Origin of the sequence: Dermabacter jinjuensis (genome assembly GCF_902381725.1) — a bacterium.
Classification (GTDB): domain Bacteria; phylum Actinomycetota; class Actinomycetes; order Actinomycetales; family Dermabacteraceae; genus Dermabacter; species Dermabacter hominis.
The window spans coordinates 783,502-795,051 of sequence record NZ_LR698963.1; the positions used below are offsets into that span (position 1 = coordinate 783,502).

Below are 11,550 nucleotides of genomic sequence, written 5' to 3' on the forward strand. Positions count from 1 at the left end.
TGTGAACCACGGCGTCAGAGCGCGTGCGGTTCCCACGCTTCCCCTTGTGCTGTCCGGGACACACGTCCCGTTATCTGACCGTTATAAAGTACAGAGCCGACGTGTCGTGCACCACCCGAAGAGAAACCATTTTGCAAGAAGTTTCCGCGATGTTCACTTAGGTGCGTCGGGCGACGTCAGCATTGATGTTGTGTGCGCATGCGAAGGCCCCGCGGAACGGTGGTGCGACGCAATGTCGCTCCCTGATCTCGCGGGGCCAGCGCCTTTTTGAGTTGGCTACTCGGGGTTACGGAACGAGTTGCTTCACCTCAGGGTTCGCGGACAGGAAGTCCTCGTACGCCTGGTTCGCTTGCCCCTGTGCAAAGCCCTCGGGGTCATCAGCAAAGGCGCGCACCGCATCGCCGTCGATTCCGTCGATCGCCGAAATTTGATCGATGAGATCGTTTCGGAACTCGAAGAAGTCGTGGTGCGATGCATTGCCAAGCGTTTCGAGGGCATCGGCGACAGGGTCCACTGGACGCGGAGCCGGGGCGGGTGCCGGCGCGGGCTGGTTGACAGGAGCCGGAGCTGGTGCAGGCGCAGCGGGTGCCGGTGCCGGTGCGGGTGCAGCGGGTGCCGGTGCCGGTGCGGGTGCTGGCTTGTCGACGGGTGCCGGCGCGGGTGCTGGCTTGTCGACGGGTGCCGGCGCGGGTGCTGGCTTGTCGACGGGTGCCGGCGCGGGTGCAACGGGTGCCGGTGCTGGTGCGGGGGCCACGGGGGCCGGTGCGGGTGCAGCGGGTGCCGGGGCCGGAGCGGGCGCTGGCTGGTCGACAGGTGCCGGGGCCGGTGCGGGTGCCACAGGTGCCGGCGCAACGGGTGCCGGTGCTGGCGCAGGCGCTGGAGCTGCGGGTGCTGGCGCAGGCGCTGGAGCCGGCTGTTCGGCGGGCGCCGGAGCCGGTGCAGGTGCGGAAGGAGCCGCACCTTGCTCGCCCTGGGAACCGTAGGCTTCTTTCAGGGAGTCGTAGATACCGTTATTGAACGCTTCGCGCGCCGGGTCCTCGTACGCCTTCTTAGCAGCGTCTTTCAGCCCCTTCTTTACGGCTTTTTCGCCTGGCTTCGTAAGGTTCTTGACGACGACTTGGCCGGCTTTCAGCTCTACGCTGAGGCCGCCGGTAACCACGGTGGGGGCGAGGCCTCCGATGGTGTAGGCCGGATCGTGCGCCGTTTCGGTGCCCCATTTTCTAAGCCACGCCTCGCCGTGGATATAGACGGAGGGGGACGCTGGGCCCATGGCGGCGTCCTGCAGATTTTCGTATACCCACTTGCCCGCAGTGAATGCTCCTCGCTTTAGGGAACCGTCTTGCGCTCCTTTCACAATTTCGGGCGCGGTTCCGACAGTTCCAAGAGCTGCTCCCATTCCAGGAGGGGCTAGAAGGGTGCCCATTTGGAGCCAAAACTGCCTGTGACGAGCGCCGTCTGGGCCAAAAAAGAAATTCTTCAAATCGTGGCGATGATTCCAAACGTCAGAAACGTTGATGCGAACCGTGCCGACGATAATTTTTGGCATACCAATAATGGCGTCAAAGACGCCTTTGAAGAAGCTGCCTCCGGCGAAGTTGCTCCACGCTGCTTCACCAGTATGTGGATTGATAGTTTCCCCTGTGATGGAGTCTGCGAGACTTCGGTCTTCTTGCTGCACTTTAAACTTGAAGGCCCGAACCGCACCCTCCGCCGCTGAAATCATTTGATTGGCTTCAGCGAGGGCTTGCTCTCGTTCTTCGTTATCCTTTTCGATCGTCTCGCCCGGATTATCCGGGTCCGGCTCTTCGACCTTTTCAGGCATCGCCATAGCTTCTGCGTATTTCGCGTTGGCCGCATCGATGTCCGATTCGATCTGCGCCTTTTCTGTGTGAAGGTCGCTGAGCGTGTTGGAATACGAGTCGAGAGCGTCCCCAACTTTTTTGGTGCGTCGTTCGAGCTCGTCGGCAGCCTCCGATGGGGTGTGGAATACCCGTTGTACCTTGCCGCTTTCGGGTGCCTGATAGGAGGTGGCAATATCCGTCCAGCCGTACTTGGCTTCATCGATGATGGACTTATTGAGCATGCCAATCGCCACGAATTTTGCGCCTAGTTGGCTTACGGTGCCGGGGTCATCCAGCTCGGGGAGATCAGACTTTGAAACCATGATTTACTCCAGGGGTTTACTTCTCGATGGGGTACGGGCCGTAAGGGCGCTGCTCGGCTTCCCGTGCTTTTGCAAATGAATTAGCTAACATCTCTTCGGGGCTGCTCGCGTAGTTGGCTTGGCCCATCGGGTTTTCTGGTGTGCATACTCCGGGACCACCGCCATTGGCTTCGTTGTACCTGTCCAGATTTGTCATGCGACCTTTGCCTTCGGCGGCGGCTGCGCTGCTGTTACTGTTGTCAGCCATTTCAGAATCGGCGCTCATGTAATAGCGCATTCCCTCGGAAGCGTATTCGATATTTTGGTTGGCGCGCCCACGGCCGTAGTCCACTTCACTTCGGACGTATAGTTCCAGGCATGAACTTGATGCTCCCCGACTGAGAATGCTGTGTTCGAGTGCTTGGCTGGTAAAATCAATTGCTTCGTCCACAAGAGCGTTGACGCCAGTGAGGTTATCGAGGGTGTTCCGAGCATCGCGGGCTCGAAAAAAGTATTCGTTCGGCGTAAGTCTAAAATGCATGGATAATTGATTCCCCCCTGGTCGAGGATCGTGGTTACATAGCCGCGCAGTGGTGATGCATGGATCTCGCACCGCGGTTCAGTTGAGGTTTTCTCCGGCGATCCACAGAGGGTCTAAGCGGAGATGCTCGCACTCGAGGTGTCGTTGCGAAGAGTCTCTGAGGCTGTTGGTTCTATTTGCTATCCGGTGAGCTCCGAAACGGGGCGCCACGGCTTTTGCTGTTTCGGCACACGTCCACTGTTCGGGCTTATATCGTGAATAACGCCCTGCCGCCGCTGGGGCGGCAGGGCGTTGGTGGTGTGTGGTGTTAGCCGATGTTGGCGACGGCGCTGGCGGCGCGTTGTTGGGCGCTGGTGGCGGTTTCGTCGTTTTTGCCCATGGTGGTCTTGACGAGGTTGATGATGCTCTTGACTTCGTTGGAGGCGCGGTTCCAGCGCTGTTCAACGTGGCGGTATTCTTCGGAGACGCCGTCGGCCTGGAAGTCGGCCATGGCGGTAGCGACCTGCTGGTCGCGCTGGGCGATGAGGCCTTCGAGGCGGCCGATGATGCCTGCGATGTCGCCCTGGACGGACTGGGAAACGCCGGTGTCAAACGAAATACGGTCGGTGGTGGGCATGAGAGTTCCTCTCTAGAAAAAGTATGTGTGGTGACGGGTGAGGGTCAGCGCTGGCCGGAGAAGCGTGCGCCGTCGAAGTTGGCCGAGCCCTGCGCGGAGGTGGCGTTGTCCATCGACTCCTGGTCGCCGGTCTGGAAGGCAGTGTCCATGCCGGACTGGCCCTCGACGATGCGGCCGAGCGAGGAGTTGAGGTCGGCGCTGATTTCGTCGGTGCGGCCCTTGAACTGGTCGAAGGCGGCGCGGCCGGCACCGTTGAACTTGCCCTCAAGCGGCTCAACCGAAGCGACGAGCTGCTGGACGAGGGTGCCCAAATCGTCGTTGGAACCCGCGGTGTTGGTGGTGAGGGTGGAATGAAAGTAGTGGTGGGAGTGTGTGAACCACGGCGTCAGAGCGCGTGCGGTTCCCACGCTTCCCCTTGTGCTGTCCGGGACACACGTCCCGTTATCTGACCGTTACACAAAACCACAACGCCCTGACGGTGTCACGCCAATCCACCAAAAGGTTCCGTTATGTTCCCTTAATGTTCACCCAAGTGGCCTATCTCAGGGATTGTGTGCACAATGGCTCTCGCATATTGACCGCTGACGCGCTCAGCAGGGGGTTTGGACTGCGTGTACACCTATGATGACCAGCTTCTCGACGCCGTTAAGGTGCGCCGGAAACGGCTTGCCCAGGCGCTTTTGCACCGATCGGAGAGGCTGCGTCGGACGTGGACGGACGGCCTCGGCACGATGCTCGCCAGTATTTTCTTCGCCGTTCTTGCGTGTGCTGTATGCGTAGCCGTGTCATTCGTTATGCATCTCCTCGCGACCGACACGACCTTTAAACGACAGCCCATGCACGGCACGTCGATCACCACTCCCGCCACACCTCCCACTACGCCGGCTTCCACGCCGAACACTGCTGATGAGGACAAGCAATGACCCAAAGCCCTTTTGTTCGCCTCACCATTCGCGGTAGTGAGCGCGCTGCGGACGTGATCGTCCCCGGCTCGCTCACGCCCGCCGATGTGATCCCCGAGTTCATTGAGCTCGTAGGCGAAACCACGAAAGTTTCAAGCCTCGGCCTTTTCACGGTCCTCGGCGCGCGACTTGACCACACGGTGCCCGTTGGTGAGCAAGAGCTTCTCGACGGCCAGGTTGTGCAGGTTCTGCCGCTTGCCGATGCTCCCTTGGAGCCGGTCGTTCACGACGTCGTCGATCGCCTCACGGCCATCGACGTCCGGGGTTTATGGAACGACACCAGCCGCCCGTGGGTGCTTGGGATTCTTTCCACTGTCCTTCTCCTTCTTTCCCTGTGGTTCATCCCCGGTGCGTTTTCCCGCCCGTGGTGGCCCGTCGCGGGAATGTACGCGCTCACCATCGTCACCGCGGCGCTGAAGGTCCACACCCTTGCGTGGCCGCTGTACGCGGGCTCGCTCCTGCTCACTTTCCTCGGAGGGATCAACTTCGAATTCGGGAGCAAGGAGAGTGCGATCTGGTGGCTTAGCGCGTTCGCGGCAAACCTTGCAGTGTTTGGGGTTCTCCGCCGACGCTTCCTGGCGCTCGGCACCGCCCTCGCCACCCTTGCCGCTAGCATCGGTATCTTCACCCTGTCCACAACGCTCGGTGCAACGGTGGAGCAGGCCGGTGCGATCGTTGCCGTGATCGCCCTCGCGGCGCTCGGCCTAGTGCCGCGCTTCGCGATGCAGGGGGCGGGCCTCTACAAGGTCCAGGATGCCCTCGCCGAGGGCGATGACGTGAAAGTCAAGCGGGTCGATGTCGCCATTTCAGAGGCGTATGAGGCTCTCTCCATGTCGGTTATCGTTCTCGCGGTGATCTTGGCAATCTCCCTCGGTCTTGCGTCGGCCCTCGTTGCGGAGAACATTTTCGCGGCGATCACCGTGGCAGCCGTCGCCATTGCCATGGTGTTCCGCACTCGTCACTTCCCGTTCGCGCTCCACCGGGCCGTTCTGTGGGGCGCCGCAATCGTGACTGGTGTGTGTTGCGCCCAGGCGATTGTCGCGTCGAACCCCGACCTCTCACTTTGGCTCGGCGTGGGCGTCATCGTTGTGGCGATCGCTGTGTACACGGTCCCGCGTTTCGCCTTCCGTAGCTCCGTGAACTCGGCCCTTGGACGTCGCATCTCCGGCGTGATTGAACGCATTTGCACGCTCGTGACCGTGCCTGCGCTCGTCGGTATTTTCGGTGTGTATAGCGAATTGTTGAGGACTTTCCAGTGAACCAAAAAGACCGCGCACTCAAGATCAGTAAACGCAAGGGCGAAGGTGGGGCGCGTCGCGCGCTGCGCCGGGTGACCGGATGGATCGGCAACGACGAAACCCCGACTCGCATTGCACAGGCCCAACGCGATGAGCAACTGCCCATCACGACCGGGCGCCGCATCGCTTTTCTCGGTGCCCACGGCGGCGCAGGCGCGACCTCGCTCCTCGTCGCGAGCGCAGGCTACCTCGCGCAGGCGCGCGGCGGTTCGGTGACCGTCGCCGGACTGCGCTCGACGAGCGACCTTGCGTGGTTCCTCGGTGAGAACTACCACCAGCGAGGTCTTCGTCTTCAGCAGACCCCTCTCCTGCAGGCGCGTGAATCGATCGGCGAGATCTCGCGATCGCAGCAGGTGCTTCTCGTTGACTGCGACTCACACGTGAATGACGACGAGCTTTCGATGCTCATGCCGCACGTGATTGTCATCGTGGGCCGCCGTACCGTGCAGGGCATCGAGAAGGTCGAGAACATTCGTGAGGCTCTCGGTGACAAGCACGGCGCTACTATTCGTTTGCTTCGCGAGACCCCGGAAAGCGGCCTTGGAAAGCCCCGCGGCGGCATTCAGCTCGGCGACCTCGTGGTCATCCCGCAGGATCAGCATCTCGCGGGCGACTCCCACGTTCGTATCGCCAACATTTCGGAACCCTCCCGCGTCGCAATAGAGGAGCTGGGTGCGCTCATGATGCAGTTGGCGGTCAGTCGGTGAGTACACGAATCGTCCACCGTCCCGCCCGAACCTCGCCTTCGGCCCCGGGGATCACACGCCACGAGATCGAGCTGCCGCCGGCGCTGCCCGAGAACGATGGCACGGCGAACTTCCTCATGCTGATCCCCATGCTCGGTGCCGCGACGAGTATGACCCTCATGATGCTGTTCAGGGGCTCCGCCCTCGCCGCAATCGGTGCCCTCATGATGATCGTGACGGTCATCGCGTTCGTCATCATGTTTATGAGCAACCGTGGTCGCACAATCAGGCGTCGGCAATCCCTCCGCGACCGGTACCTGACCTACCTCGACCGTCAATCGAGCGAGCTCTTTGAAGCCGAGCAGCATCGGGCCGAGCTTGCGCGCGCAGCTGAACCCCACCCCGGGGCTCTTCTGTCACTCGCGCGCTCCACCTCCAGGCTGTGGGAGCGCCGCCGCGACGACCAGGACTTCATGCGCTTGCGGCTCGGTACGGGCTTCGCGCCGGCGGTCGAATTCGAACGCGTCGGCGAAGATAACGCGATGAGCCTCGACGATGAGTTCATGTCGAGCGAGCTGGATCGCGTCGAAGCTCGTTTTTCGACGATGCCCGATGCGCCCGTGACCATCCCGTTCGATTCCGTGGGCAACGTGAGTATCGTGGGCGATCAGCCGTTCTGCCGTCGCATTGCCGTACTGCTCACGAGTCATGCGGCAGCGCTATCCTCGCCCGAGGACATCCAAATGGCTCTCACCTACCCCGAGGGCGAAGCGCGCGAATTTTGGTCGTGGATGACGTGGCTTCCGCACATGGCTGACCAGTCTCGTGCGACTCAGCACGGTCCCATTCGCCGCATCGCGAAGGATGAGCGACAGCTCGGAGAAGTGCTGCGCCCCGAGCTTCACCGACGCCTCACGGAGGCCGCGCAGCTTCGACGCAATCTCGGTGGTGGCAACATCTCGAGCACCATGGCGCGCATGTGGATCGTCTCGGACCATCACGGAGAAGATGCGCTCGATCTTCCCATCGGCGACCGCGAGGTGCGCCCGTCGGACGTCGGCCTTACGATGCTGCACCTGCTCGCGAGTCGCGAGCACGAACCCGACGACATCACGCTTCGCATCAGCCCCTCGTCGGTCAAGTCCGATGAGGCGATCATCGAGCGCTACACGTCGCGAGATCAAGAGCCGGAGCGCCTTACGGTGAAGCTCGACGAATTCACGCACGAAGAGGCGAGGGCGCTCGCGCGCTATCTCTCCGGCGTTCGCCTCGCACCCGACTCGCTTGAACACGACGAAACGCAGCAAGCATTGCGCGCCTCGGACCTTCTTGGCGTTGGCGAACTCACGAACATCAACCTTGAGGAAGCGTGGGCCCCGCGCCCCCGCTCGAGCTTTCTGCGCGTACAGATCGGTACCGACGACCAGGGCGCTCCGGTCATGCTCGACCTCAAGGAGTCGGCACAGTACGGCATGGGGCCTCACGGCCTCGCGATCGGTGCGACCGGTTCCGGTAAGTCTGAGCTCCTGCGCACCTTGGTGCTCGGCCTCGTCACGGGGCACTCGCCGGCGGACGTCAACATGGTGCTCATCGACTACAAGGGCGGTGCCGCCTTCGCGCCGTTCGAGAATCTCCCGCACGTTGCGGGCGTCATCACGAACCTTGGCGACGACGCGAACCTCGTGGAGAGGGTGTACGCGAGCCTCGAGGGCGAAGTCAAGCGCCGCCAGCAACTCCTGAAGGACGCTGGAAGCCTCTCGGATATTACGACGTACCGGCGTCGTCAGGCGGCCGACGGTGGCGAACACATGGAGCCGCTTCCGCATCTGCTCGTGATCATTGACGAGTTCGGCGAGCTTCTGACCGCCCGCCCGGACTTCATCGATCTGTTCCTGTCGATTGGCCGTATCGGTCGTTCGATCGGTGTGCACTTGCTTCTGTCGAGCCAGCGCATCGAGGGCGGCAAGCTTCGCGGCCTCGAAACCTACCTGTCGTACCGCATCGGTCTTCGTACCCTGTCGGCGGCCGAGTCGCGCACCGTGATCGACACGGTTGATGCGTTCTCACTTCCACCGTTGCCCGGTTACGGCTATCTCAAGGTCGACACGACGACCTACACGAAGTTCCGTTCGGGCTACGTGTCGGGCCTCTTGCCGGCGCAAGAGGATGAGATGGAGGTTGCGGACCTCCCGCACGTCTCCCTTATCGATGAGTTTGCGGTCCTCGATACCGATTCGGAGCCCGATAAGAAAGCTACCCCGGGCGGCGCCGATGATGAGGATGAAGAGGGCGACACGATTCTTTCGACCGTCGTTGCCCAGCTCGAGAAGCAGCCTCGCGTCACGCGCCCCATTTGGCTCGACCCGATCGACAAGGTCATTACGCTCGACCAGGCTGCCGGCAAGCCCATGGCTACGAGGCGCGGTTTGCGCCTGCCGAAGGACAAGCTCCTCTCGGTGCCGATTGGCATGATTGACGATCCGGCGCGTCAGTGGCAGGGCAAGCTCAACCTCGATCTTGCTGGCCCAGGCGGTCACGTCTTTATCGTGGGTGCGCCTCGCTCAGGCAAAACGACGGCACTCCACACGATCGCGGCGTCGCTCGCGCTCACGCATCCTTCCGCGGAGGCGATCGTATACGGCATTGACCTTCTCGGCTCTGGCCTCATGGCAATCGAGAAGCTTCCGAACGTCGCGGGCATCGCGACTCGCCAGCAGCGCGAGGCCGTGCGCCGCACGGTCGAAGAGGTTCAGGCCGCCATGCAGGCCCGCGAGCTTTTGCTCCACCAAAGCCAGCTTCCCGACCTCGAATCGGTACGGCGTGCGGCGGGCCTCGACGTTGATCCGAAGCTCATGAGCGAGATCGTGCTGCTCGTTGACGGGTTCGGCCAGTTCAACGAGGAGTTCAACGACCTCGAGGAGAACATCAAGGACATCGTCCGCCGCGGTGCTGGCCTCGGTGTTCACGTGGTCGCGACCGGTTCGCGCCTCAACGACGCGCGACTGACGATGCAGACCTACTTCGGTAACCGCCTCGAACTGCGCCTCACCGACCCGGGTGAGTCGAGCGTTGCGCGTAAGCTCTCGGCGACGATTGCCGCTGACCGCCCGGGTCAGTGCTTGACCTCGAAGAGCCTGTTCGGGCAGATCGCGCTCCCGCGCATCGACTCTAAGGCAGACCGCGAAACGACCGTCGAGGGCCTCACCAACCTCGTCGAAGCGGTTTCGGCATCGACCACGGACCGCGCGCCCAAGGTGCGTCTGCTTCCGACGGTTGTCACGCCCGACCTGCTCGAGCAGAGCGAATCGAAGAATCTCATCCCGATCGGCCTTTACGAGGGCGACCTCGGCACGGCGCAGCTCGACGTGGAAGGCACCGACTGGAACATGGTGCTCCTCGGCTCCAACAAGATGGGCCGCACCAGCATGCTCAAGTACATCGCGCGCGAGATGATGAAGCGGTGGAGCGAGGAGGAGCTGGTCTTTGCCGTCTTCGATCCCCGCAGAAACCTCGCGGATGCGATCCCCGAGCCCTATCTCGGCGGGTATGCGGCTTCCGCGACCCTGGCTGAGCAGCTCGTGGCCGCCATTATTCCCGAGCTTAAGAAGCGCGTTCCCGGCTCACCCGAAGCGGCCGAGGCCGAGGGTGAATCGCAGCCGCGCATCGTTTTGCTTATCGATGACTATGACGTGCTCACGGCCGGCAACATGAGCCCACTTCAAGCTCTTCAACCGTTCCTCGCGATGGGGCCGGAGATCAACCTCTCCGCGATCATTGCTCGCCGTGTCGCAGGTGCATCGCGCGGCCTGTATGAGCCGGTGTTCAACACGGTGCGTGAAAGTGGCGCGACGGGCTTCATGTTCTCGGGCGACCGTACCGAGGGTCTACTCCTCGGTGGCGAGCGCGCCCGCTCCCTCCCGACGGGCCGGGCTCGCATGTTCCGCATGGGGCAGCCTGGCGAAACTGTTCAGATCGTGTACGAGGGTGGCGATGAGGAAGTGACGCACTCGCGTGGCTTCGGCAGTCCACACGCAAACAACTGAGAGGTGAAGGCATGAACCAGCAGGCCATTGTGCGGCTTCACAGCCCGCGCGAGTGGGAGGCCGAGCGCCTCGCCGATGTCGTGAGCGCCGTGTTCTCGCCGGATCACGAGATGTGGTCGACCGACAGTGGTGCTGTTGCGATCACTGACGGCACGTCCAATACTCCGCCCATCTGGTTCGTTGATGTTGTCTTCATCGGCGCTCCCTACTGTGCGGCCGAGATCGTCGGGCCGCGCGCCGAGACGATCGCGTTTGCGAAAGCCTGCGCGCGTGCGTTCTCGGCGAGCGCGAGCGACGTGAGCATCGACCTCGATCTTGTGGACGATGCGGGCTGGGCAAACCGAACCCCGCGGGAGCAGATTAGCCGTGGTGAATACTACGAGGACGCCACGCCTCTCGTGCCGCGCGTGATCGACATGCCGGTGGAGGTCATCGAGTTCAGCCCGTGGATTTCGGCCCTTATCGCGAGCGCGCAGGCCGAGCCTCACTCGCTCATTATTCGCACGCCGGAATCTACGCGCATCAGCCCGTACATGCGGCGCATCTTCGACACCTTCCAGGTGCTGTGGATCCGCGAAACGGCTGATGGCCCGGTCGAAGGCATCACGGGACTGGGGTACAACTGGACGAGCGATGGCGTTCTGGAGCTGGCGGAAGGGCGGAAGGTTCCGTACTTCACGCCGGACGGCTTGCGCATTCGCCTTCAGGTGCTTCACCCCCTTGACGACACGGAGGCGGTGGGTGAAGCGAGTGAGCGACTTCTTGCGGCAACCGTCGGACTTCCTCACGTGAGGGTGGGGCGGACTGAAATCTCGCGCGTGCCGTGGGATCGTGAGCTCGTTGTGGGCACGTCCGCGGAAGTGTCACCAGAGCTGATCACGTGGTGCCTGAGTGGGCCGGGCACGCGCGGAACTTTGGATCTCATTCCGGCGACCCAGGGCGTTCTCGAGGATATTTTCTTGGAGCTTCCCGCGGGGGAGTCGAAGCTGAGCAGTGCCGATGCGCGCGCGCTCTGGGATCAGTTCAAGGAATATATGCCGCTCGGCTTCGTGATTGCCGAGGGCATGGAGGCCACGACGCGACTCGTGCACGAGTCGGCAGAGCACGCTTTGAAAGACGACCTGGACCCGTGGGAGGGCGGCTTCGGCTACCTCGGCTACCTCGGTGGCAACCCGGGTGGGAAGAATGCGGGGGAGGGGCCCGACGGCTCCTTGGCTTCCGATGAGGCTGCGCCCGAATAAGACAGGACCGGCACCCGGAT

9 protein-coding genes are annotated in these 11,550 nt (G+C 62.4%); 5 read left to right on the forward strand and 4 right to left on the reverse strand.

The features are described from left to right. Window positions 1-286: 286 nt before the first annotated feature. The 4 genes from FXY94_RS10885 to FXY94_RS03460 all read right to left on the reverse strand — a co-directional run bounded on the left by FXY94_RS10885 (window position 287) and on the right by FXY94_RS03460 (window position 3,707). Entirely contained in the window at window positions 287-2,164 is a 1,878-nt protein-coding gene (locus FXY94_RS10885) for a hypothetical protein (RefSeq protein WP_016663635.1), read from the reverse strand. 16 nt (window positions 2,165-2,180) lie between these two features. After that, window positions 2,181-2,684 (reverse strand): hypothetical protein, encoded by a 504-nt coding sequence (locus FXY94_RS03450; protein ID WP_016663636.1) that lies wholly within the window; start codon window positions 2,682-2,684, stop codon window positions 2,181-2,183. 307 nt (window positions 2,685-2,991) lie between these two features. Further along, window positions 2,992-3,300, reverse strand: a complete 309-nt coding sequence (locus tag FXY94_RS03455) for a pore-forming ESAT-6 family protein (protein ID WP_016663629.1) — start codon at window positions 3,298-3,300, stop codon at window positions 2,992-2,994. Window positions 3,301-3,344: 44 nt separating this feature from the next. Then, window positions 3,345-3,707: a hypothetical protein gene (locus FXY94_RS03460; protein ID WP_016663637.1), complete on the reverse strand. Its 363-nt coding sequence runs from the start codon at window positions 3,705-3,707 to the stop codon at window positions 3,345-3,347. Between the two features lie 204 nt (window positions 3,708-3,911). Here FXY94_RS03460 and FXY94_RS03465 point away from each other — a divergent pair, with 204 nt between their 5' ends. Genes FXY94_RS03465 through FXY94_RS03485 form a run of 5 tightly spaced genes read left to right on the forward strand, consistent with a single transcriptional unit; the run spans window position 3,912 to window position 11,530 of the window. Continuing rightward, window positions 3,912-4,223 (forward strand): hypothetical protein, encoded by a 312-nt coding sequence (locus FXY94_RS03465; protein WP_016663638.1) that lies wholly within the window; start codon window positions 3,912-3,914, stop codon window positions 4,221-4,223. Then, window positions 4,220-5,521: a ubiquitin family protein gene (locus FXY94_RS03470; protein ID WP_016663639.1), complete on the forward strand. Its 1,302-nt coding sequence runs from the start codon at window positions 4,220-4,222 to the stop codon at window positions 5,519-5,521. The genes FXY94_RS03465 and FXY94_RS03470 overlap by 4 nt, the downstream gene beginning before the upstream one ends. Continuing rightward, window positions 5,518-6,267 carry a hypothetical protein gene (locus FXY94_RS03475; RefSeq protein ID WP_016663640.1) on the forward strand — a complete coding sequence of 250 codons (750 nt, stop codon included), beginning with the start codon at window positions 5,518-5,520 and terminating at the stop codon, window positions 6,265-6,267. Before FXY94_RS03470 ends, FXY94_RS03475 begins: the two co-directional genes overlap by 4 nt. Continuing rightward, the gene (locus tag FXY94_RS03480) at window positions 6,264-10,289 is read left to right on the forward strand and encodes a type VII secretion protein EccC (protein ID WP_016663641.1); all 4,026 of its coding nucleotides are present in this window, start codon (window positions 6,264-6,266) and stop codon (window positions 10,287-10,289) included. Before FXY94_RS03475 ends, FXY94_RS03480 begins: the two co-directional genes overlap by 4 nt. A gap of 11 nt (window positions 10,290-10,300) precedes the next feature. Then, window positions 10,301-11,530, forward strand: a complete 1,230-nt coding sequence (locus tag FXY94_RS03485; protein ID WP_016663642.1) for a DUF6177 family protein — start codon at window positions 10,301-10,303, stop codon at window positions 11,528-11,530. Window positions 11,531-11,550 lie beyond the last annotated feature (20 nt).

Excerpts from the sequence above, each read along its gene's own strand:
- FXY94_RS10885 (WP_016663635.1), bottom strand. The coding sequence starts at position 2,164 with ATGGTTTCAAAGTCTGATCTCCCCGAGCTGGATGACCCCGGCACCGTA.
- FXY94_RS03450 (WP_016663636.1), bottom strand. The coding sequence starts at position 2,684 with ATGCATTTTAGACTTACGCCGAACGAATACTTTTTTCGAGCCCGCGAT.
- FXY94_RS03455 (WP_016663629.1), bottom strand. The coding sequence starts at position 3,300 with ATGCCCACCACCGACCGTATTTCGTTTGACACCGGCGTTTCCCAGTCC.
- FXY94_RS03470 (WP_016663639.1), top strand. The coding sequence starts at position 4,220 with ATGACCCAAAGCCCTTTTGTTCGCCTCACCATTCGCGGTAGTGAGCGC.
- FXY94_RS03485 (WP_016663642.1), top strand. The coding sequence starts at position 10,301 with ATGAACCAGCAGGCCATTGTGCGGCTTCACAGCCCGCGCGAGTGGGAG.